26 protein-coding genes are annotated in these 22,153 nt (G+C 56.9%); 14 read left to right on the top strand and 12 right to left on the bottom strand.

What is annotated here, in order from left to right:
* Positions 1–267: 267 nt before the first annotated feature.
* Positions 268–828, top strand: a complete 561-nt coding sequence (locus M8014_RS07805) for an Ail/Lom family outer membrane beta-barrel protein (RefSeq protein ID WP_271281954.1) — start codon at positions 268–270, stop codon at positions 826–828.
* A gap of 14 nt (positions 829–842) precedes the next feature.
* Here the strand turns inward: M8014_RS07805 and M8014_RS07800 are convergent, their stop codons facing one another.
* Positions 843–1,754 carry a LysR family transcriptional regulator gene (locus tag M8014_RS07800; protein ID WP_271281953.1) on the bottom strand — a complete coding sequence of 304 codons (912 nt, stop codon included), beginning with the start codon at positions 1,752–1,754 and terminating at the stop codon, positions 843–845.
* Positions 1,755–1,851: 97 nt separating this feature from the next.
* On the opposite strand from M8014_RS07800, the gene M8014_RS07795 reads away from it, so the two are divergent.
* Positions 1,852–2,454 (top strand): short chain dehydrogenase, encoded by a 603-nt coding sequence (locus M8014_RS07795; RefSeq protein WP_271281952.1) that lies wholly within the window; start codon positions 1,852–1,854, stop codon positions 2,452–2,454.
* Here the strand turns inward: M8014_RS07795 and M8014_RS07790 are convergent.
* The 7 genes from M8014_RS07790 to M8014_RS07760 form a co-directional block, all read right to left on the bottom strand.
* Complete coding sequence (locus M8014_RS07790) at positions 2,448–3,182, bottom strand: class I SAM-dependent methyltransferase (RefSeq protein WP_271281951.1); 735 nt, start codon at positions 3,180–3,182, stop codon at positions 2,448–2,450. The two genes, M8014_RS07795 and M8014_RS07790, sit on opposite strands and share 7 nt — an antisense overlap.
* 93 nt (positions 3,183–3,275) lie before the next feature.
* Positions 3,276–4,664 carry an amidohydrolase family protein gene (locus M8014_RS07785; RefSeq protein ID WP_271281950.1) on the bottom strand — a complete coding sequence of 463 codons (1,389 nt, stop codon included), beginning with the start codon at positions 4,662–4,664 and terminating at the stop codon, positions 3,276–3,278.
* 17 nt (positions 4,665–4,681) lie between these two features.
* Positions 4,682–5,632 (bottom strand): carbamate kinase family protein, encoded by a 951-nt coding sequence (locus tag M8014_RS07780; protein ID WP_271281949.1) that lies wholly within the window; start codon positions 5,630–5,632, stop codon positions 4,682–4,684.
* Positions 5,633–5,757: 125 nt separating this feature from the next.
* Positions 5,758–7,302, bottom strand: a complete 1,545-nt coding sequence (locus M8014_RS07775; protein ID WP_271281948.1) for a xanthine permease — start codon at positions 7,300–7,302, stop codon at positions 5,758–5,760.
* A gap of 11 nt (positions 7,303–7,313) precedes the next feature.
* Complete coding sequence (locus tag M8014_RS07770) at positions 7,314–8,732, bottom strand: YlbE family protein (protein WP_271282038.1); 1,419 nt, start codon at positions 8,730–8,732, stop codon at positions 7,314–7,316.
* Positions 8,729–10,270 carry an acyl-CoA synthetase FdrA gene (fdrA, locus tag M8014_RS07765; protein WP_271281947.1) on the bottom strand — a complete coding sequence of 514 codons (1,542 nt, stop codon included), beginning with the start codon at positions 10,268–10,270 and terminating at the stop codon, positions 8,729–8,731. The genes M8014_RS07770 and fdrA overlap by 4 nt, the downstream gene beginning before the upstream one ends.
* 109 nt (positions 10,271–10,379) lie before the next feature.
* Positions 10,380–10,985 carry an ankyrin repeat domain-containing protein gene (locus M8014_RS07760; RefSeq protein ID WP_271281946.1) on the bottom strand — a complete coding sequence of 202 codons (606 nt, stop codon included), beginning with the start codon at positions 10,983–10,985 and terminating at the stop codon, positions 10,380–10,382.
* 319 nt (positions 10,986–11,304) lie between these two features.
* Here M8014_RS07760 and M8014_RS07755 point away from each other — a divergent pair, with 319 nt between their 5' ends.
* On the top strand, positions 11,305–12,234 hold the full coding sequence (locus tag M8014_RS07755) for a LysR substrate-binding domain-containing protein (RefSeq protein ID WP_271281945.1): 930 nt from the start codon (positions 11,305–11,307) through the stop codon (positions 12,232–12,234).
* Here the strand turns inward: M8014_RS07755 and M8014_RS07750 are convergent.
* On the bottom strand, positions 12,231–12,389 hold the full coding sequence (locus M8014_RS07750) for a YqaE/Pmp3 family membrane protein (RefSeq protein ID WP_271281944.1): 159 nt from the start codon (positions 12,387–12,389) through the stop codon (positions 12,231–12,233). The two genes, M8014_RS07755 and M8014_RS07750, sit on opposite strands and share 4 nt — an antisense overlap.
* Positions 12,390–12,612: 223 nt before the next feature.
* Here M8014_RS07750 and M8014_RS07745 point away from each other — a divergent pair, with 223 nt between their 5' ends.
* A complete protein-coding gene (locus tag M8014_RS07745) occupies positions 12,613–12,792 on the top strand; it encodes a hypothetical protein (protein ID WP_271281943.1) in 180 nt (59 codons plus the stop codon).
* 269 nt (positions 12,793–13,061) lie between these two features.
* Entirely contained in the window at positions 13,062–13,511 is a 450-nt protein-coding gene (gene alaE / locus M8014_RS07740) for an L-alanine exporter AlaE (RefSeq protein WP_271267368.1), read from the top strand.
* A gap of 33 nt (positions 13,512–13,544) precedes the next feature.
* On the opposite strand, the gene M8014_RS07735 is transcribed toward alaE, so the two are convergent.
* Positions 13,545–13,898, bottom strand: a complete 354-nt coding sequence (locus tag M8014_RS07735; RefSeq protein ID WP_271281942.1) for a DUF2002 family protein — start codon at positions 13,896–13,898, stop codon at positions 13,545–13,547.
* 159 nt (positions 13,899–14,057) lie between these two features.
* Here M8014_RS07735 and M8014_RS07730 point away from each other — a divergent pair, with 159 nt between their 5' ends.
* The 5 genes from M8014_RS07730 (at position 14,058) to nrdF (ending at position 18,475) form a co-directional block, all read left to right on the top strand.
* The gene (locus M8014_RS07730; RefSeq protein ID WP_271281941.1) at positions 14,058–14,384 is read left to right on the top strand and encodes an ElaB/YgaM/YqjD family protein; all 327 of its coding nucleotides are present in this window, start codon (positions 14,058–14,060) and stop codon (positions 14,382–14,384) included.
* A gap of 358 nt (positions 14,385–14,742) precedes the next feature.
* A complete protein-coding gene (gene nrdH / locus M8014_RS07725; RefSeq protein WP_271281940.1) occupies positions 14,743–14,982 on the top strand; it encodes a glutaredoxin-like protein NrdH in 240 nt (79 codons plus the stop codon).
* Complete coding sequence (gene nrdI, locus M8014_RS07720; RefSeq protein WP_271281939.1) at positions 14,979–15,389, top strand: class Ib ribonucleoside-diphosphate reductase assembly flavoprotein NrdI; 411 nt, start codon at positions 14,979–14,981, stop codon at positions 15,387–15,389. Before nrdH ends, nrdI begins: the two co-directional genes overlap by 4 nt.
* Entirely contained in the window at positions 15,362–17,506 is a 2,145-nt protein-coding gene (gene nrdE, locus M8014_RS07715) for a class 1b ribonucleoside-diphosphate reductase subunit alpha (protein ID WP_271281938.1), read from the top strand. The genes nrdI and nrdE overlap by 28 nt, the downstream gene beginning before the upstream one ends.
* Before the next feature lie 9 nt (positions 17,507–17,515).
* Positions 17,516–18,475 (top strand): class 1b ribonucleoside-diphosphate reductase subunit beta, encoded by a 960-nt coding sequence (gene nrdF, locus M8014_RS07710; protein ID WP_271281937.1) that lies wholly within the window; start codon positions 17,516–17,518, stop codon positions 18,473–18,475.
* Between the two features lie 19 nt (positions 18,476–18,494).
* On the opposite strand, the gene M8014_RS07705 is transcribed toward nrdF, so the two are convergent.
* A complete protein-coding gene (locus M8014_RS07705) occupies positions 18,495–19,367 on the bottom strand; it encodes an EamA family transporter (RefSeq protein WP_271281936.1) in 873 nt (290 codons plus the stop codon).
* Positions 19,368–19,435: 68 nt separating this feature from the next.
* Between M8014_RS07705 and M8014_RS07700 the strand changes: the two genes are divergently transcribed.
* The 3 genes from M8014_RS07700 to M8014_RS07690 all read left to right on the top strand — a co-directional run bounded on the left by M8014_RS07700 (position 19,436) and on the right by M8014_RS07690 (position 21,179).
* Positions 19,436–19,954, top strand: coding sequence for a MarR family winged helix-turn-helix transcriptional regulator (locus tag M8014_RS07700; RefSeq protein WP_271281935.1), 519 nt, complete (start codon positions 19,436–19,438; stop codon positions 19,952–19,954).
* Between the two features lie 90 nt (positions 19,955–20,044).
* A complete protein-coding gene (locus M8014_RS07695; protein WP_271281934.1) occupies positions 20,045–20,557 on the top strand; it encodes a GAPES1 domain-containing protein in 513 nt (170 codons plus the stop codon).
* 124 nt (positions 20,558–20,681) lie between these two features.
* A complete protein-coding gene (locus tag M8014_RS07690) occupies positions 20,682–21,179 on the top strand; it encodes a hypothetical protein (protein ID WP_271281933.1) in 498 nt (165 codons plus the stop codon).
* 167 nt (positions 21,180–21,346) lie between these two features.
* On the opposite strand, the gene M8014_RS07685 is transcribed toward M8014_RS07690, so the two are convergent.
* Positions 21,347–21,619, bottom strand: a complete 273-nt coding sequence (locus tag M8014_RS07685; protein WP_271281932.1) for a hypothetical protein — start codon at positions 21,617–21,619, stop codon at positions 21,347–21,349.
* Positions 21,620–21,912: 293 nt separating this feature from the next.
* Here M8014_RS07685 and M8014_RS07680 point away from each other — a divergent pair, with 293 nt between their 5' ends.
* The gene (locus M8014_RS07680; protein WP_271281931.1) at positions 21,913–22,146 is read left to right on the top strand and encodes a hypothetical protein; all 234 of its coding nucleotides are present in this window, start codon (positions 21,913–21,915) and stop codon (positions 22,144–22,146) included.
* The last annotated feature ends 7 nt before the right edge of the window (positions 22,147–22,153 follow it).

Raw genomic sequence — 22,153 nt, 5'->3', positions numbered from 1 at the left:
TGAAGAGAAAAAAGGCATCATCTTCCAGCGTGAAGATGATGTATAACGTGACGTAGCATGACAATACTTAATCCAAATCACTGACTACCCTACCAAAATAGGGGAGGCAAATTCCAGGAATATTCCGGCCTTTAAGATTATTCCCTATTTCATCCCCTGCCAAAAAAACCAACAATTTAACCGCTTGATGTGGTGTGGAATATATCCTGATTTCAATAAGGATATATCCGACATAACTTACAAAAAATGGTGACAAGGATTACGGAAATGAAAACTCTCTCTCTGGCGGTATTCGTCGCGGCGGGTCTGATGAGCGGTGCGGCACTGGCGGATAATCACACCGTCTCTGTGGGATATGCGCAGAGTAAAGTCGAACATTTTAAAAATATTCGCGGCGTGAACGCGCAATATCGCTATGAGTGGAATTCTCCGGTCAGCGTGATGGGGTCATTCACCTATATGAGCGGCGACGATGACCAGAATTATTCTATTGCGTCTGACTCGGTGCATAACCACGTTGACGTGAAATATTACTCCCTGATGGTCGGCCCGGCTTACCGTATTAACGACTTTGTCTCCCTGTACGCGCTGGGCGGTTTTGCCCACACCAAAGCGGACGGCGACACCACCTGGGTCAACGGCGGGGATAACTACACCCAGCGCGACAGCATCTCCGAAAAATCGTCCTCTTTCGCTTATGGCGCGGGCGTGCAGTTTAACCCGACCGCAGAGCTGGCGATCAACGTCGGTTACGAAGGCACCACCACCGATATCGACGGCGACCGTGGTATCAACGGCTTCAACGTGGGCGTAGGTTACCGTTTCTAACCCTCACCCTCACCCTAACCCTCTCCCTGAAAGGGAGAGGGGACAGACGGTGCCTGTTTGATGATATGAGCAATAAACGCGGTGAGTTTTGGCAGCGGGCGCAAGTCCTGTCGCCACAGCAGATGCACCGGTCGGGGTTGTGGTGTGTAACTTTCTAAAACACGTATAAGCCGACCATTCGCCAGTTCATCTGCCACCAGCACCTCCGGTTGCAACAGCAGTCCCGCCCCGGCAATCGCCGCCATCCGCAGACCGAAGCCGTCGTTACAGCGCAAAATCGCATCGCGCTTCCAGCGCACCTCCCCCTCCACACCCGGCAAGCGCCACTCGTTGCGCGCGGTCCAGACCGTGTGGGACAAGCACAGATGATCCACCAGATCCGCAGGCGTATGCGGCGTGCCGTGGTGGGCTAAATAGTCCGGTGCCGCACAGATCACCATCCGGTACGGACAGAGGTATTTCGCCACCAGATCGTCGGAGTGGATATCGCCGATGCGGATCGCCAGGTCCACGCCCTCCTCCACCAGATCCACCCTGCGGTTGGTCAGATCCAGCTCGATGCGCACGTCCGGGAAGCGCTGCAAATAGCTGGCGGTCAAAGGCGCAATCACGCAGCCGCCAAACGAGGTGGGCGCCGTCACCCGCAGCGTCCCGGCAGGCGCGGCGCGTAAGCGCTCGACCGAGCTTTCGGCGATCGACACCTGCTCCAGCACCCGTTTCGCCTCGTCAAAATAGACTCGCCCGGCGTCGGTCAGGCTCTGACGACGGGTATTGCGCTCCAGCAGCCGGGTACCGAGCTGGCTTTCCAGCAGGGCGACGTACTTCCCGACCATCACCGCCGACATCTCCAGCCGCGTCGCCGCCCCGGTAAAGCTGCCGCTCTCCACCACCGCGATAAACGTTTCCATGCCGCGAAGCTTATCCATATTACAAACCTCTGGTTAGTAATCATCTAACGTCAGGCCAGTTTATCCGCCATCCGGTTTATTAAACAATGGGGGCTCACAATATAAGGAGTCGGCTATGAGAATCGTCATTATTGGTGCCAGCGGTACGGTCGGTCGGGCAGTGACCGAGGAATTGAGTCGTCGCCATGAGGTGATCCGCGTGGGTCGCACTCAGGGCGACTATCAGGTGGATATCACCTCCCAGGCCAGCGTGCAGGCACTGTTCGAAAACATCGGTCCGGTGGATGCGATTGTCTCTGCCAGCGGCGGGCTGCACTTTGGCCCGCTGGCGACCATGACCGACGGCGACTTTAACCAGGGGTTGCAGGATAAACTGCTGGGACAGGTGCGGCTGGCGCTGACCGGGCAGCACTACCTGAATGAAGGCGGGTCGATCACCTTGATAAGCGGAATTGTGGCCGACGAGCCGATTGCCCAGGGGGTGAACGCCACCACGGTCAACGCCGCGCTGGCCGGGTTTGTCCGCGCTGCCGCCTGCGAGCTGCCGCGCGGGATCCGCATCAACCTGATTAGCCCGACGGTATTAACGGAATCCGCTGCAGCCTACGACGGTTTCTTCCCGGGCTTTGAAAGTGTGCCCGCCGCGACTGTTGCCCAGGCCTATCGCCGCAGCGTGGAAGGGGTACAGAGCGGACGGGTGTATAAGGTAGGTTACTGACCCTTGCGGGCTGAAATCAGCACCAGCATCGGGCGTTCCGCCTCTTCAGCCAGTGCAGGCCAGGCGTCAATCTGCGCCTGCGTTGGCCCCCATTCGTTGACGTTGCTAATCGTCAGTCCGGCCTGAATCAAAGCGTTGAGGATCGTGCCAAGCGTGCGGTGGTATTTGATGACCCCCTCTGCCAGCCAGTTGCTGACGCGCTGGCCTTCGTCCTGATAATGGTTTACGCCCCAGAAACGTTCGCCGCTAGTGTCGGCTAACCAGCCCTGACGCGTGGCGCAGGTGTAGATGGGGTGTTCCATTGAAAACACCAGATTGCCGCCCGTTTTCAGCGCGTGCTGGATTTTAGCGAACAGCGGGTCAAGCTCAGGCAGGTAGTGCAACGCCAGCGAGCTGTAGACCAGATCGAGGCTGTTCGGTGCGAGGGTAATGGATTCCAGGTCGCTGCGCTGGTAGTGGATGCTGGCATCGTCAGTGAGCTCAGCCGCACGTGCGAGCATTTTTTCGGAGAGGTCAACCCCCGTTACCTCCGCTGCGCCAAGCGTGCGTGCCACCCGGCAGAACCAGCCGTAGCCGCAGCCAAGATCGATAACCGACTTGCCGGTTAAATCCGGCAGCATGCCTTTCAGTGAGGCCCACTCCGGGGCGCCATCCAGGCCCTGAACCGAGCGCGGCAGCTGGGCATAGCCTTCAAAAAATGCCGGGTTGTCGTAGATATTTTGTGCCATGGCAGATCCCTCCGTAAGAATGTGCCTGGCAGTATATCGTACAAAAGGTGCGGCCTGATGCCCTCTCCCCGCAGGGAGAGAGCGAAAGGCAAATTACCCCACCGTGCCCCACACCAGGTTGCCGTTATGGAATGTTGCGGTGCGCGGGGAAATGCGCGCCACCGCTTCGGCGGAACAGGAGGCATCCACCAGCACAAAGCTGGCGGCGTCCTGCGCCTTCGGCCACACGCGCTCGCCTTTGTCGTTTAGCGGCAGTACGTCGCCGGTGGCGATACCCAGCGAGCGGGACAGGGTTTGCTCGTTCGGGCGGATATAGAGCTGAGCATAAAGGTTAGCTTTTTCCAGCATGTCGCCCAGACCATACGGTGACCAGTGGTCGATCACGCTGTCGGTGCCGGAGATCACAAATACGCCCTTATCCCGCAGCTGTTTTAGCGGCATGTGCAGCGTGCCAATCGGCACCGTCGACGCCACGGTGATCTGCTGCGCGGCCATGCGGGTAGCAATCTCATCCACCTGCTTCTCGTCCATCATCGCCAGCGCAAAGCCGTGGCTGATGGTCAGCTTGCCCTTGAGCTCCGGGGTTTTCTCCACGGTTTGCACCATGTAGTTCACCGCCGCAATGCCCGCCGGGCTGGTTTCGTGCAGGTGGATATCAACGCCTTTATCGTAATCCAGCGCAATCTGGAACATCAGGTCGAGGGATTTTTCCATCGCGCCATCGACGCTGGTGGGATCCAGTCCGCCCACATAGTGCGCCCCGGCCTGCATCGCGTCGCGCATTAGCGATTCCGAGTTGGAGAGCAGCAGCCCATGCTGCGGGAAGGCGACAATTTCACAGTCGAAACCGGGTTTGCGCCGGGCCAGCACCGCCTGCAGGTTTTCGAGGTTTTTCAGGCCCGATGTCGGCTCGATATTGCAGTGGCTGCGGGCAATAGTGGAGCCTTTCGACTGGATCAGATCGATCAGTTTTTCCGCCCGCTCCTGGGTGTAGGGCTGCAGTTCCGGGAGCAGTTTTTGCTCGAGGCGGATCATGTCCTGAATGGTGGTGCCTGCCGGACGATTCAGCGAACGCCACGGGCCGCCGTAGAAGGTTTTATCCAGGTGGATATGCATGTCGCGCATGGCAGGCAGCAGCAGTTTTCCGCCCGCATCGTAGTGCGGCAGCGTGGCATCAGCGTGGCTTTTGTTGTCGCGCAACGCCGCAATCTTGCCGTCCTTAATTTCCAGCGTTTTCAGCTCGGTGCGGGTGCTAACGGCCACGCTGCCGTCAAAGTTGAACCCGGCCTCCAGCAGCACGTTGTCCAGATAGTAGTGTTTTGCGGTGATGTTCATCGGTTTGCCGGTCTCGCAGAGAGATGTTGCGGGATCTGCAGCATACGCGACGGAACCGGTAGCGCCAAACAGCGCGCAGGCGGTTGCAGCGGTTGCGATTTTGCCGCTCTGGCTGAGAAACTCCCGGCGGCTTTTATTTTCTGTCATCTTATCTTCCTTTTTACTTATGCATTCACAATATGGGTGCCGGTTTCACCGCGCAGCGCCGCAGGCAGGCACTCTGGCGAGGTGATGATCACCCGGCTACCGCCGTAGTGTAAGAATTCGAGGCTGGCGGCAATTTTTGGCAGCATGCTGCCCGCCGGGAAATGCCCCTCTTCCACATAGCGCGTCATCTGCGCCACGTTGACGGTGTCCAGCGCCTGCTGATTCGGCTTGCCGAAGTTAACGCACACTTTCTCCACGCCGGTGGTGATCACCAGCACGTTGGCATTGATCTCTCGCGCCAGCAGTGCGGTGGAGAGATCTTTGTCGATCACCGCATCCACGCTCTGGTAATCCCCTTCGGCGCTGCGCACCACCGGGATGCCGCCGCCGCCCGCGCCAATCACCACAAAGCCTTTTTGGGTCAGCGCTTTAATGGCGTCGGCTTCGACGATACGCACCGGCTGCGGTGAGGCCACCACGCGACGGTACCCGCGGCCGGCATCTTCAACAAAGTGCCAGTCCGGATGGGCGCGTTGCAGTTCATCGCGCTGGGCTTCGCTAAAGAACGCGCCGATGGGCTTGGTCGGTTGGGCGAAGCCCGGATCGTTTTTGTCCACTTCGACCTGGGTTACCACCGTCACCGCTTTCTGCTCGCCGCGCGCGGCCAGCTTATTGTTTAACGCCTGCTGGATCAGATAGCCGATCCCGCCCTGCGTATCCGCCACGCAGTTGGCCAGCGGGGTCAGCGGCAGCCCTTCGCGCTCGTGAGCGATCTCGGCGCGACGCAGATCCAGCCCCACCTGCGGGCCATTGCCGTGGGTGAGCACGATATCGTAGTCGGAGGCCAGCATTTCGAGCACCGATTCCGCGACCGCTTTCACCGCCTGGGCCTGATGTTCAATCGACTGGCTGGCGTTATCTTTGATAATGCTGTTGCCGCCGATGGCGACGACCATGAGTTCTTTCATGAGAATTCCTTTGCAATGGTGCGGTCAGCCCCCTCACCCTAACCCTCTCCCCATAGGGGAGAGGGAACGATTACACCCTCTCCCCTATGGGGAGAGGGCTGGGGTGAGGGGTAAGGTTTGCGCTTTTAAGCTTCAGAAACCGGCGCTCCTGCCCGCGCCTCTTCACGGCTATCCAGTACATGCTTAAGTACAAACATGCCGCCCATCATCAGGTAGGCCGTCACGAAGGTGAGCGAGCTGCCTTCGGCAAAACCGACCACCGGAGCGTGGATCACGCCGAACAGCGCCAGCAGTGCCCCCGTGGCCGCAGCGATAGCGCCACGTAACGGTTTGTTGATGATCGAGAAGATGGCGATGCAGCCCCACAGCATACTGGCGAGCGGTGCGCCGTTACCCAGGTGCATCAAGCCCTCGTAGTAGATGCCTTTGCTGTGCAGCACATCGAGACCGATTTTTCCCGCGTTGGTACCCGCCGCCGCCATCACGCTGTTCATCATGGTGAGCGCCCAGTTGGCGATCCACGGGAACAGACAGATAAAGATGACGGGTACCTCTATTTTGGGCGTTTCCCTCACTACCTGGTTGGCGGTCACTACCCCGATAAATACCAGGATCGGCACGATGGCGGTCATCGGGATAATGGCGAGCATAAAGGCCCCGAGCCCGAACAGCGGCACGATAAACATGGTGACGCCGGAGGCCAGCGTATAGCCGATGCTGGCCCCCATCGCTTTCCAGCCCGCGTGGCCAACGTACACTGTGACCGGGAACGGGTTACCCATCAGGCAGCCGAGCATCGATGCCAGGCCGTTGGCCAGCATCACTTTGCGCGTCGGATATTCATCCCCTGCCGCGTGGGCGCTTTCGATGTTTTCCAGGTCAAAGATGTAGTTCGCCAGCCCCAGCGGAACGGCAGATGCGAGGTACGGCAGCGCGTGCGGCAGACCCTGCATAAAGCTGTCGATGTGCACTTCCGGCGGGTTAAAGCCGAACGACGACATCGAGGCTTTGATGGCGTCCGGGCTCTGCAGACCGGAGATCCACGCAAGCAGGGTCCCGGCGATCAGCAGCAGCAGGCCGGTCGGGATGCGGGCGAAGATCGGCTTTTTGCCAAACCAGTTGATGAAGATCAGCAGCAGGACGATAAACGACACGGTCGGCGCTTCGAACGCCTGCAGCATCGGGTTCATCGCCAGCAGCAGCAGACCCAGACCGGACAGGCACGACAGCAGCACGGTACGCGGGATCATCTTGCGGATGGTCTCGCCGAGGAACGAACCGCCCGCGAGGATCATCGCTTCAACGAAGCACCACACCAGGCCAATCTGGATCGCAAAGTCCGCATCGCCGGTTTGCTGATACACTGGCATCAGCACCAGGAAGGTCACGGTAAAAATTGACGGCGCGCTCGGCCCGGACGGCAGCGCGGTGACGTCGTTACGCCCGGTCTGGCGCGCCATCTGCAGGCCAAACCACGCGTAGCAGACGCTCGCCACCAGCACCGCCAGCCCGAAGGCCGGCGCAATACGTCCATACACAATCTCTTTCGGGATGCCGACGACAAAAATGAGCAACCCCATCATGGTCAGCAGATTCGTCAGGTTGTTGGTCATCAACCCGAAGTACGCCGCCCAGTCACCTCTTTTCCACTCCAGTTTCATGCTTTTCATGAATGCTTACCTTATAAAAAGTAGCGATCGCGGAAGGTCAACAGCGCCTTTTCAAAACAGCTAAACGGCGGATGGACAATGCCCGCGCCAATCATGCCGATCCCGGCGTCTTTGTGGGCGATGGCGGTATTGATCACCGGCAGAATGCCGCTGCCCGCCACTTTGGTGATATCGATAGCGGTCGGGATGCCCATAAACGACAGCAGCGGAATGGTGACGTTCGGGTTTTCGCCGAGGGTGATTTCACGCATCTGGCGCGAGAAGTCGACAGCTTCGTCCACCGTGCCGCCCACCAGCGCCACAATTGCCGGGGCCGTCGCCATCGCAAAGCCGCCGATGCCGTAGGTTTCAGTGATCGCGCTGTCGCCGATATCCAGCCCGGAGTCTTCCGGTCGGTAGCCCGCGAACATCGGGCCAATCACCTGCTGCGCCGGGCCGGTAAACCACTGCCCCGGCAGGCCGGAGATCCTAAGGCCGAACTCGTAGCCGTTGCGCGCCATGGTGGTGACCACGGTGCTGTACTCGATGCCGTGGGCGGCATCCAGCGCGGCTTTACACATCGCCATCCACGTCGGGCCGGAGAAGTAGTCGCTGCTGGCGACAAACTCAAACACCTGTCGCTGCTGCTCTACCGGGTACCCGGCCTGGATCAGCCCAGGGGTTAACGCCTGAATCAGCAGCGTGGTGCCCGCGTTGTTACGGTTATGGCACTCGTCGCCCATGTGCAGCGCCTGAGCCAGCATCAGGCGCAGGTCGATTTCGCCGATGATTTTCATGGCGTCGCGCAGCATCGGGCCGAGCACGTCACGCATCCAGTTCAGACGGTCGATCACGCTCTGGTCGTTGGCGCCCATGCGCAGGATCTTCGCCATCTGCTCGCTGAGGTTGGTGAACGCCCGGTTACCGTAGGTTTTGTTCTCGACGATGTGCATAAACATCGACGCCGACGTGACCCCCGCCATCGAACCTACGCAGTCGTGCTCGTGGCACGGCGAGAAGGTGATGTCGCCGGAGGCCGCCAGCCGCGCCGCGTCGTCCAGATCGTTGGCTAAACCTTCAAACACCAGCGCCCCGGTCACCGCCCCTTTCATCGCCCCACACATGTTCTCCCATGCGACAGGCGGACCGGCGTGCAGGATGGTGGTGCGGGTCATGCCCGGCACCACGTTGATGGCCTGATCGAAGCCCACCAGCACCGGATGCGACTGGATAATGCGCTCCAGCGCCACTTTGTTAGCGGCGGCAATTTTCTCGGCCAGCGGTTTGGCGGCCAGCTGATCCAGCGCCTCCACCACCTGCATATTGCCCTGCCCCGGCGGGGTCCAGTCGAGATGGGTCACCGGCACGTGCTGTTTTTTCAGGTCATCGCTGAACAGGGCAATCCCGACGTTAATGACGTTCAGCGGCTGGTTAAATAACGATTTCATCAGGCTTTCTCCCCTTTGCAGACAAATTCACGTGCCAGTAATCCGGTATTGGTACTGCTGCTGGCCCAGATCACGCCTGCATCGGTCAGCAGCTGGCACTGCTGGCTGAGCGACGGCGTATCCAGATCGGTGCCGAGTACGTAGCCGAGAATTTCCAGCGGACGCTTGTCGGCCTTCGCGATGGCCTGCGCTTCTTTAATGGCGTCGATCATCACCCCGACCGGATCTTCGTGTGAGCCGAACCCGAGCACGAAGTCCATCACGATCACCCCCACTTGTGGGTCGCGTGCCTCCTGCAGCAGGCGGCTGATGCGGTTGGTCGGGTCGATCATCGGGTGCGGTTTGCCGTTGGTGAAATCGTCATCGCCAAAGTCGAGGAAAGTGTGCGCCTGGCTGACGTTGATGTCGGCTAAGCGTCTGGTTGGATCCGGCTGGATGTTGCTGTAGACGTCGTCGAATTTCTCCAGCGCCGCGAACATCGCTTCATCGCACAGGGTGCCGCCGCAGAACAGGCCGCGGATATACTTCTGCTGCGGAGTCAGGCGGGCACGCACCTCTTCGATCAGCGGCCAGTTGAGCGGATGCAGATCCAGCGACTCTTTTTTGATGCCGGTGAGCAGCACCGCCTTCAGCGCCGCCTCTTTGGTACCGCGGGCAAACTGCAGGCCGTCTTCATCAGCAGGCTGCGGGTTGCGGCCTAAGAAACAAGCGATTACCGGTTTGCGGCAGGTGCGGGCGCGGGCCAGCACTTTCTCGGCCACTGCCGGGGCTGGCGGTTTGGAGATCAGCACAATCGCCTGGGTGGCGTCGTCGGCCTCCAGCATCGCGATGGCGTCGAGCATCATCAGCCCGCCGATTTTCTCGCTCAGATCGCGACCGCCGGTGCCGATCAGCTGGGAGATGCCGCCGCCGAATTCATGAATACGTGCGCTCAGCTCCTGGCTGCCGGTGCCGGACGCGCCGACGATGCCAATCGGTCCACGACGTACCGCGTTGGCGAAGCACAGGCCTGCGCCGTTAATAATGGCGGTGCCGCAGTCCGGGCCCATCATCAGCAGCCCTTTCTCGTGCGCCAGCTGCTTGAGCGCCAGTTCGTCATCCAGCGACACGTTATCGGAAAACAGCATCACGTTGAGGTCGTTTTCCAGCGCCTGACGCGCCTCCCGGGCGGCAAAGGTGCCGTTGACCGAAATCACCGCAAGATTGCTGTCCGGGCGATGGGTTTTGGCGCTGGCGAGGGTGGCATAGCGTGATTCGTGGCTGCCCGCGCTCTCTTTGCGGGTGAACAGCGCCTCGATGGCGGCCAGGGTTTCGTCGTTGGCGGCTTCGCCTTTAATAACGATCATCAGGTCGCCATTTTTGGCCTCGGCTAATTCCGGGGTCAGCAGACCGAGATTTTTCAGCACGCCTTTGTTCATTTCTGTCGCCATGGCGACAAATGCCTGCTCCACGCCGGGCAATTTATTGGCTTTGGTGGAGACTGACATCAGCGAAACTGAATCAAAATAGGTATTCTTTTTTATCACGATTTTGGTGGGCATTACGTCCTCCTGGATGCGGGCAAAAGGGGGCCACATCACGCCCGAAGGCATGATGGGAAAACAGACTTTTTGTTATTTCCGGCCAGTGCGAATCGGCTGGCCGGGGGTATTACGCGCCTGCGGCGATCAGCAGATCAGCAATCTCGTTGAAGCCTTTTTCACGGGCCAGTTCGAGCGGGGATTTGCCGTATTTGTCGGTCATGTGCGGGTTGGCGCCGTGGTCCAGCAGCAGCTTCACAATCTCCTGCTGGCGGGCACCGCCGTCATTTAAGACGATGGCTTCCAGCAGCGGCGTCCAGCCGACAAAGTTGGTGTGGTTGACGTTAATGTCGGTGTGGGTCAGCAGCGCCTGCACCACTTCGAGATGGCCTTTTTCGCTGGCAGGGGTAATGCCCACGCCGCCAAAGCGCGTCAGGCGATCCAGATCCGGGTTGGCGGGCAACACCAGGCGCAATAGCGTCAGATCGTTGGTCAGGCAGCTGATTAAGAACGGATTGAAACAGGTCTGATCCTGCTGGTCGATATTGGCCCCAGCGGCAATCAGCAGTTCCACGCAAGGGTACTGTTTATTCAGGCTGGCAATAATAATGGCGGTTCTTTTCTGGCGGTTGGTGGCGTTGATATCCACCCCTTTATCGAGACAGGCTTTTAGCGCGTCGGTATCACCCTGTTCAGCAGCAAACAGAAATTCAGTAACGAGTTCATTGGTAGACATATCCACACTCCTGGTTTTCCTTCCTGATGGACTGAGCATAGCAACCGCCTGGTCAGAAAAGAATCCGCTTAAAAAGGATTCATCGACAGGAGTTTCATTGTTGAGTTAAATTTAACAGTTCAGCCAAAATGTGCGTCTGTGCAACCTTTTCCTTATGTTTAACCGCGTTTTAGGCCGCTAAACTGCATTATGCTTATGGCTGCGCAGGCCTTGCGCTGCGCGGCTCGCCACAAATATGCAGAACTGTGACCGGCTTCAAATGCGTTGTAACCGCGCTGTTAAAATATGTTCAAAACTGATGACTACCAGGAGCCGTAATATGAATTCCATCTTTACCGAAGAGAATCTGCTGGCTTTCACCACCGCGGCGCGTTTTGGCAGCTTCAGCAAAGCCGCCGGGGAGCTGGGGGTGACCACCTCAGCCATCAGTTACACCATCAAACGGATGGAGACCGGCCTCGACGTGGTGCTGTTTGTGCGCAATACCCGCAGCATCGAACTGACCGAATCGGGCTTCTACTTCTACCGTAAAGCCATTGACCTGCTGAATGACTTTCACGCCATCAAGCGCGGGATCGACACCATCTCGCAGGGGATCGAGACGCGGGTGCGGATCTGCATCAACCAGCTGCTCTACACCCCACGCCACACCGCTCGTCTGCTGCAGGTGATGAAAAAGCAGTTCCCTACCTGCCAGATAACCGTAACCACCGAGGTGTATAACGGGGTCTGGGATTCGATCATCAATAATCAGGCGAACATTGCGATTGGCGCCCCGGACACGCTGCTGGATGGCGGCGGCATTGATTACACGGAGATTGGTGCCATCCGCTGGGTGTTTGCCATCGCCCCGGACCATCCGCTGGCGCTGGCCCCGGAGCCGCTGGCCGAGAGCCAGCTGCGGCTGTACCCCAACATCATGGTGGAAGACACCGCCCACACCATCAATAAGAAAGTCGGCTGGCTGCTGCACGGCCAGGAGGCGATCCTGGTTCCGGATTTCAATACCAAGTGCCAGTGTCAGATTTTGGGCGAGGGGATCGGTTTTTTACCGGAGCATATGGCGCGCGAGGCAGTTGAAAAGGGATTGCTGGTGACGAGACGGATCAATAACACCCGCCAGGACTCGCGCATGCTGCTCGCCACGCAGCATGCGGCGACCGGTCAGGTCACCCGCTGGATCAAACAGCAGTTTGCCCCGCAGGGCGTGCTGACCGGCATTTATCAGGATTTACTGTGGCGGGCTTAGCTGCGGCTCTGTACCCAGAACGCGTGGATAAGGCCGGGAATGTAGCCCAGAAGCGTCAGGACGATGTTGAGGATAAACGCCCAGCCAAAGCCTTTGCCCATCAGCACGCCAAGAGGGGGTAACAGAATAGTGATTACGATACGCCAGAAGCCCATATATTCTCCATGCAAGCAGTCAGGTCATTGTATAAAAAGAGGTTTTATACTTTAAGCGTAGTGAGTTTACGCAGGCATGCCACCCTTTACGCCCGCTTTTACCCTCCTTTACCCTCTTTACACAGGTTGATTGTAGCGATTCAGGAGTAGTCTGCCCCCTGACGCTGTACCCCAACCCACGCCTGGGCTATGTTAAGAGCACAACAACCCGAAGGAGGTAACTATGTTTTCTGTAGGCGATCTTGTGCAGCCGCGTATGGGCGGACCAAAACTGAAAGTCATCGAAGTGCATGAGGATCAGATTGTGGCGGTGCAAGCCAGTAATGAGCAGGGCGACAAATACACCCTGAAAGCAGCTGATGTTTCGCTGTATAAAGAAGACGGTGAATTTGGCGTCTGCTAAGAATCTCGGGCGGAAACATCCGCCCGCTCTGTAAACCCCCTGTTTTACCCCTCCGCATATCCCACTGTTTAACAAAGAAAAAACCAAACATCAGAGACAAAATAACGCCCGGGAAGCAAAACCGCTTCGTGCGGAGTATTTCGTGGACAAACTGCGCTTAAATAAAAATTTATCGCTAATTGTGCGTTTCAATCCAGCGATATACTCTATGCGTGAAAAATTAAGCAAATTAATGCACTACCCCACCATTTCACTCAAGGAGTCAGGACATGTTTTCACGGCAGTCTCGCCTGCGCCACGCGGTCGCGGATACCTTCGCGATGGTGGTCTACTGTTCGGTGGTGAACATGCTGATTGAAATCTTCCTCTCCGGCATGTCCTTTGAGCAGTCGCTCTCTTCGCGACTGGTGGCCGTACCGGTGAATATCCTGATTGCCTGGCCTTACGGCTTTTACCGCGACGCGATCATGCGCCTGGCCCGGCGCTACAGCCCGGCAGGCTGGATGAAAAATCTGGCGGATATTCTGGCGTATGTCACGTTTCAGTCGCCGGTGTACGTGGCGATTTTGCTGACGGTGGGCGCGGACTGGCACCAGATCGCCGCAGCGGTGAGTTCCAACATCGTGGTCTCAATGCTGATGGGCGCGGTGTATGGGTATTTCCTCGACTACTGTCGCCGACTGTTCAAAGTCAGCCAGTATCATCAGGTCAAAGCGTAGGGCGCGGACTGGCACAAGTAGCCAGTCGCGTGATTACTGCGATTCGCCAAACAGGCCTGTCAGAAAACGCTCCAGCGCCATGCGGGAGCTAAAACCGTGCGGGATGCCATAATGTTGATGCGTCTCACCGCCTAATCCGCCCAAGTAGAGCGGGAACTGCTGATAGTGGTCGCTGGTTTTCATCTCTGACGCCGGTTCCGCGTAGGAAATACTGCGGTCTTTCAGCGTGGGATGAATAATCAGCGCCATGCGCCCCAACCGGGCTTCCCGGTTGACGTAAACGTAATTATCCCCGCGACGGTAGCCGTAGGCTTTATGGGTTACCACATCCACGGTAAATCCCGCTTTTTCAAGTTCACGCGCCACTTCATCGGGTCGTAAATACATATTTAATCCTCGTTATCATTCCTGCGGGGCAACCTTAACGTATTCAGCAATAGCAGGGCTTTCAGATAAATCCATAAACGCCCTGATAAGTCGTGACTCGCTTCAGAGATTAAAAAGCTGGTCTAAACTGAGTATTACCGCAAATCAAGGGAGCACCGTATGTTTAATCGACTTAATAAAAACGATGTAGATAACGACGTTCAGGATATTCGTAACGATGTCAGTAAATTAGCGGACACGCTGGAATCTGTACTGAAATCCTGGGGTTCGGATGCGAAGGGCGAAGCTGAGGACGCCAGACGTAAGGCTAAGTCGCTGCTGCGCGAGACGCGTGCGCGGATGCAGGGGCGTTCACAAGCTAAGCAAGCGGCGTGTGATGCGATAGGTTGTGCGAATACGTTTATCCGCGAGCGACCATTGTGCGCCGTGGGGACGGTAGCGGCTGTGGGGATATTTATTGGTGCGCTGCTGAGTATGCGTAAGTAATGACCTTTGCACGAACGGTCCCCTCTCCTCCTGGGGGAGGGGAAACATCCCTGTAAATCCGCCCTCTCCGCGCATCCCTGCGCCTCGCCCCGACCTCAGGAAACACCTCAGCGATTTACAGCCGGACATAGGTGCCCGCTGTAAGTTTGGCATGCTTTTTTCTTTTTCTTCTTAGTTTTCGCCTTCAAAACCTCGCCATCCCGCATCATACCTGACCAGGCCTCAGTCAACCCAAATTTCCCATATATTGTATGGTTGAAACTTAAGATATCTACATCTAGTATTCTCTCTATAAGCACAGACCCAAATCGACGCGTTTAATCGCGCCGGATCCTCATTCTAAATGGAAATACGAATCATGCGTATTATTATTTACACTCGTAATGACTGCGTGCAGTGCCATGCCACCAAACGCGCGATGGAGAGCCGTGGCGTGGCTTTTGAGATGGTCAACGTTGACCTGGAGCCGGACGCCGCCGAGACGCTGCGGGCGCAGGGTTTTCGTCAGTTACCCGTGGTGATGGCCGGTGAAACCAGCTGGTCGGGGTTTCGTCCGGACATGATTAACCGCCTTCAGGCGCAGGCCGCGCACGCATGAGCCTGATCGTCTACTTCTCCAGCAGCTCCGAAAATACGCACCGCTTTATCGGCCGCGTCGGACTGCCCGCCGTGCGGATCCCGCTGAACGAGCGGGAACGCATTCAGGTAGACGAGCCCTTTATTCTGGTGGTGCCCAGCTATGGCGGCGGCGGAACGGCCGGGGCGGTGCCGCGTCAGGCGATCCGCTTTCTCAACGACCCACATAACCGGGCGCTCATCCGCGGCGTGATTGCCGCCGGGAACCGTAATTTCGGCGAGGCATTCTGCCGCGCCGGGGATGTTATTTCGCAGAAATGCGGCGTGCCGTACCTCTATCGCTTCGAGCTGATGGGGACCCAACAGGACGTCGACAACGTGCGTAAAGGAGTGAACGAATTTTGGCAACGACAACCGCAGAGCGCGTGATGCAGGCATCGATGGATTTCCATGCCCTCAACGCCATGCTCAACCTGTACGATCGCGAGGGGCGCATCCAGTTTGCTAAAGACCACGAGGCGGTAGATGCCTTTTTTACCGCCCACGTCTATCCCAACAGCGTGACCTTTGCCAGCCCGCAGGCGCGTCTCGACTATCTGGTCAGCGAGAGCTATTACGACGCCCGGGTGCTGTCGCGCTTCGACGGCGACTTTGTGCTGAGCCTGTTTGCCCACGCCCACGCCAGCGGTTTTCGTTTCCAGACCTTCCTCGGTGCGTGGAAGTTTTACACCAGCTACACGCTGAAAACCTTCGACGGCAAGCGTTACCTGGAACACTTTGAAGACCGGGTGGTGATGGTAGCCCTGACCCTGGCGCAGGGGGATGAGACTCTCGCCCGCCAGCTGACCGACGAGATGCTGGCCGGACGTTTTCAGCCCGCGACGCCCACCTTCCTCAACTGCGGCAAAGCCCAGCGCGGGGAGCTGGTCTCCTGCTTCCTGCTGCGCATCGAAGACAATATGGAGTCGATTGGCCGCGCCGTGAACTCGGCGCTGCAGCTCTCCAAACGCGGCGGCGGCGTGGCGTTTTTGCTCTCCAACCTGCGCGAAGCCGGTGCGCCGATCAAACGGATTGAGAACCAGTCCTCCGGGGTGATCCCGGTGATGAAAATGCTGGAAGATGCCTTCTCATACGCCAACCAGCTCGGTGCCCGTCAGGGGGCCGGGGCGGTGTATCTGCACGCCCATCACCCGGACATCATGCGCTTTCTCGATACCAAACGTGAAAACGCCGACGAGAAGATCCGCATCAAAACCCTGTCGCTGGGGGTGGTGATCCCGGATGTCACCTTCCGGCTGGCCAAAGAGAACGCCGAGATGGCGCTGTTCTCGCCCTATGACGTGGAGCGCATTTACGGCAAGCCGTTTGGCGACGTGGCGATTAGCGAGCTGTATGAGGCGCTGGTGGCCGACGCGCGCATCCGTAAAACCTGGCTTAACGCCCGGGACTTCTTTCAGCGGCTGGCGGAGATCCAGTTTGAGTCTGGCTATCCGTACATCATGTATGAAGACACGGTAAACCGTGCCAACCCGATTGCCGGGCGGATCAACATGAGCAACCTGTGCTCGGAGATTTTGCAGGTCAACAGCGCCTCAACCTATGACGAGAACCTCGACTACGCGGCAATCGGCAAGGACATCTCCTGTAACCTCGGCTCGCTGAACATTGCCCACACCATGGATTCACCGGACTTTGGCCGCACCGTCGAAACCGCCGTGCGCGGCCTGTCGGCGGTATCGGACATGAGCCACATCCGCAGCGTACCCTCGGTGGAAGCCGGGAACGCCGCCTCGCACGCCATCGGGCTGGGGCAGATGAACCTGCACGGCTATCTGGCGCGAGAAGGCATTGCCTACGGCAGCCCGGAGGGGCTGGACTTCACCAACCTCTATTTCTACACCATCACCTGGCATGCGCTGCATACCTCGATGATGCTGGCGCGCGAGCGAGGCCAGCGCTTCGCGGGCTTTGACCAGTCGCGCTATGCCAGCGGGGCCTATTTTAATCAATATCTGGAAAGCGACTGGCAGCCGAAAACCGAGAAAGTGCGCGCCCTGTTCGCCCGCGCCGGCGTCAGCCTGCCGACGCGTGCCATGTGGCAGCAGCTGCGTGACGACGTGATGCAGCACGGCATCTATAACCAGAATTTACAGGCGGTGCCGCCCACCGGATCGATCTCGTACATCAACCACGCCACCTCGAGCATTCACCCTATCGTCTCGAAAATCGAGATCCGCAAAGAGGGCAAAACCGGGCGCGTTTACTACCCTGCCCCGTTTATGACCAACGAGAACCTGGCCCTGTATCAGGATGCCTATGAGATCGGCCCGGAAAAAATTATCGATACCTACGCCGAGGCAACCAGACATGTCGACCAGGGTCTGTCGCTGACGCTGTTCTTCCCGGATACCGCCACCACCCGCGACATCAACCGGGCGCAGATTTACGCCTGGAAGAAAGGGATCAAGACCCTGTACTACATTCGCCTGCGTCAGCTTGCGCTGGAAGGCACAGAAACAGAAGGCTGCGTGTCCTGCGCGCTGTAAGGAGAAAAGATGCAACCGTCGCTCGTCCGTGCCGTTAACTGGAACAAGATTGAGGATGATAAAGACCTGGAGGTCTGGAACCGTCTGACCAGCAACTTCTGGCTGCCGGAGAAAGTGCCCCTGTCGAATGACATCCCGGCGTGGCAGGCCCTGAGCCACGCCGAACAGCAGCTGACCATCCGGGTATTTACCGGCCTGACCCTGCTCGACACGGTGCAAAATACCGTCGGCGCTCCGGCGCTGATGGCCGATGCCCTGACGCCGCACGAAGAGGCGGTAATGTCCAATATCAGCTTTATGGAGGCGGTACACGCCCGCTCGTACAGCTCGATTTTTTCCACCTTGTGCCAGACGCAGGATGTGGATGCGGCCTATCTCTGGAGTGAAGAGAGCCCTTCCCTGCAGCGCAAAGCCGTGCGGGTGCTGGAGCATTATCGCGCCGATGAGCCGTTAAAGAAGAAAATCGCCAGTGTGTTTCTGGAATCGTTCCTGTTCTACTCCGGCTTCTGGCTGCCGATGTACATGTCGAGCCGGGGCAAGCTGACCAACACCGCCGACCTGATCCGTCTGATCATCCGCGATGAAGCGGTGCATGGGTACTACATCGGCTATAAGTACCAGAAAGGGCTCGAGAAAGTCAGCGAAGCCGAGCGCGAGGCGCTGAAAGGTTTTGCCCTCGATCTGCTGATGGACTTGTATGACAACGAGCTGAGTTACACCGACGAGCTGTATGCCGGAACGGGCTGGGAAGATGATGTAAAAGCCTTCCTTTGCTACAACGCCAACAAAGCGCTGATGAACCTTGGCTACGAGGCGCTGTTCCCGCCGGAGATGGCCGAGGTCAACCCGGCGATCCTCGCAGCATTGTCGCCGAACGCCGATGAAAATCACGACTTTTTCTCCGGATCTGGCTCCTCGTACGTCATGGGCAAAACGGTCGAGACCGAAGATAAGGACTGGGATTTCTGAAGAAGAAGCGTGGCTCATGTTAACGCGCGCGCATTGAGGTGCGCTGCACAACTAAAACGCTGATCAGCACGATGGCGAGCCCAACAAACGCGGTGCTGCTGAGGGCCTGGGACAGGATTATCCAGCCGAGCAGCACGGCGGTTAACGGGCTGAGTAATCCCAGTGACGCCACCGCCACACCCGGCAGACGAGTGATGCCGCGAAACCACAGACCGTACGCCACAAACGCCCCGGCCAGGCTGAGGTAAGTGTAAGCGGCATATTGTGAAGCGGTGAGCGTGGGAAGCGGTGCGTCGAACAGCCACACAGCAGGCGCTAACATCAATCCGCCCAACACCAGTTGCCAGCCGGTCAGCGCCATAACCGGCATATCGATCTGCCAGCGACGCGTTAACCAGACCCCGGTTGCCATGCAGCAAGCCCCCAGCAACGCCGCCGCTATCCCGACAGGTTCAAAAACGGTCTGAGGTGATAGCAGCAATACTGCCATCCCGACGACCCCCACCAGCGCGGCCCACAGCGTGATTTTGTGCGGCGCGCGGCGGTCGACCGTCCAGATCAGCACCATCACCAGAAGCGGCTGGATCGCCCCGAGCACGGCGGCCAGACCACCGGGCAAGCGATAGGCCGCCACAAACAGCAGCGCCTGAAACACGCCAATATTAAGTGCGCTAAGGATCAGCAGTCGCCCGAGGTCACGGTATGCAGGCAGGCGCAACGTGAGCAGCAGCAGCAAAATCCCGGCCGGAAGCACGCGGATCAGCGCCGCCGTAAAAGGCCTGTCCGGCGGCAGAAGCTGCGTTGTCACGATGTAGGTTGATCCCCAGATAGCCGGGGCCAGCGCCGTCAGCAGCACGTCACGCCAGTAAGAAAGAGAAAATGTCGATTCCATAATTTTGCACTTACCTTCAATTCAAGATAAAATCAGTCTGTCGAGCAATTAACTTGAAGTCAAGATAAATGAACAATCCTACTAAACCGTCCCATGATGCCGTTGATGCCATTCTTGCCCAGTGGCAGCGCGAACGACCTGACCTGGACTGCAGCCCGATGGGGCCGATTGGACGCATAAAGCGCTGCGCCGCGCTGCTTGAACAGCGGCTGGAATCCACGTTTGCGACGTTTGAACTTTGTACGTGGGAGTTCGATATGCTGGCGACGCTGCGCCGCGCGGGCGCGCCCTACAGCCTGAGCCCAACGGAACTGTTTTCCACGTTAATGGTGACCTCGGGCACCATGACGCACCGCCTTAAACGTCTGGAATCGAGAGGGTTAATCAGTCGGCAGGCGAACACGAATGATGCACGCAGTATGCTGGTGCAGTTAACGGCTGAGGGGTTGGCGCTGATCGACCGTGCGGTCGACAAGCACGTCGAGAACGAAAGGGAGATCCTGTCGGGGATTTCGGCTGAGTCGCTGGGGGAACTGGATCGTAGGTTGGCAGCGTTATTACGAACCCTGGAGGGTGACCCTCAGTAAATAGCTGTAGCTTACCAGGCCAGAATAAATTGATTGTTTGATGCTCTACTAACGGCTATTTCCGTGTGTGACGACAGGGAGTTATCCCTATTGTTCAGACAAAAGTATTTCAGTGCCATTATTTTAATCGTGGTTTGTAACATCAACGATCTTGTGGTTTCGTTTAAAACGGTCGACCGCCCGTTTTTATGGCAGTTCCTCTCTTTATATGTCACTGATAATGAAACCCGCGCGCGTATTTTCTTCCATAAACCCTACATCCATTCGTATGGTTTTTTCAGCTACGAAGACACACTGACCCGGAACTACACCGTCCATGTTAAACTGGATGCCATCTATATTATCATTGCCAACTTATGGTTATTAGTGCTTTACATCACGGGAACCTGGCTAATATTTCGTTATGCCCGTAAGCAGTTAATCAGACAGGAGTCGCTTTCCAGGGATAATGTGACAGATGTAATGACGGGACTGTATAACAGAAAAGTTATTTCCTGGGGGGCATATCAGCTGCTACCAAAAGATACGCTGGAAGTTGCGATGCTGAAAGCCGATGAATTGCTTTATCAGCATAAACGCAGCAAATATGAGGAACGCCGGTAAGCCTGCGCGCGTACCTTCATTGTCCGCCTGGTGGCACGAAATAGCCCGCAAAAGGGATTTGATTGGCCTGCTATGATCGGTAAACTGCTGTTCTATCTGATGCTTTCTCAGGAGCATGCCAATTATGTTCGACCATTCTACCCACCCCGACGTCGCCGACTGGTTTGCCCGCTTCGGTGTCGCCGAGGTGTCATACAGTGGGTGTTCCGTCGACCTGACCAACGAACCGCCCGAGTACTGGTTTTATAAGCGCAACAAGCTGAGGCCTGAAAGCCTGAAACTGGATTTGTGCATCCCATCCAACGGGAACTGGTTGGTGGACCTGTCGCGTCATGACAAGCTGTTTAACATTCAGTGGCGCCCGAATGATGACTTGCGCATCGAGTCGGAGCAACTGCGCTACCGCAAGCTGATTAAGTGGCCTCGACTGCCCAGCCTTATGGATTTTCCCCTGCTGGTTGGGCAACTGGAGCAGTGCTTAGAGGTAAACTTCCTGCGGCACGCCAATTTCGGGGCACGCCTGCTCGACCCCCAGACGCTGGCGTGCAATACCGCTATCCGGCAATGGTTAGCACCCTGCGCTGACACATTTGGCTGGAACAGAAAAATGCAGCCGGAGTAACGAGCCTAAAAAGCCTGTCGAAAATTTCAGGGCATGAAGCGGAGATTAGGTTCATCCGAATGAAACCAGTCGGTATTTTTTAAAATTTGAAACTTACAGGCGACGGATACCCATACGACATACCCAAAAAAAGAGTGGCATGCAACAATCATAATCTTCATGAAATATTAATCACATTCAATAAATTGTCTTCTGGACTCTTCTTCGTTGAGATATTCAAAGGGAAGAAGACGAATTTTTCCATAGCCACACAACCATTCGCTGTCGGCTCGTTGAATAATTTCGCCGGGTTTGAAACATATCCCTGAAGCAGCCCGAATGATGGCATATTTGCCATTTTTGAATCGAATCATATGAATACAGAAAGGGTTACCTGTCTCTCCTGATACGCGGCTACAAATGATATCCCCTTCGATAAAGACAACTTTTTTTGACTTCATGCGTTTTACCTTTATAACGGCAACAACACAACGGTACTGTCACTTTATCGTTTCGTTGTCATTTACTCGTAAGATGCAGTCAACCTCTGAAACCTAAACACGCTGACAACGTGCAGGCAACATGTCTCGGTCACTCTTTGAAATGCCAGAATCCGTTTGTGCAATACTTATTATAGACCTTTACACAAGAACTCTTTGACTATGTTGTGTGGGTTTATGACTAAATCAGAATGTGATACCCGAAGATCGGAAAGGTTAATTATGATAGAATACATTCCCATAAGGAATTTATAATGAAATCAGAAGACACCCTTGACTGGTATCCGGCACAACTGCCGCCAGTGAAAATTATCCTTGGTGAAGCCGTGCTGGCTGTAGGTAAACAGGGCAGGCCGATTAACACCCGGACGTTGCTTGAGTACCTCCAGGTGATGCAGAACAAGCAACAAAGAAGGGATAATAAAATCGCCATGCAGACCGCAATTGAGGTACTCAGAGACAATCAGCGCATAAACGGCAGGCGTTAATGCGCGT

Source organism: Silvania hatchlandensis, from assembly GCF_025564065.1.
GTDB lineage: Bacteria > Pseudomonadota > Gammaproteobacteria > Enterobacterales > Enterobacteriaceae > Enterobacter > Enterobacter hatchlandensis.
The sequence above is the reverse complement of the archived record's forward strand: the minus strand, read 5'-3'. Positions and strand labels throughout refer to the sequence as shown.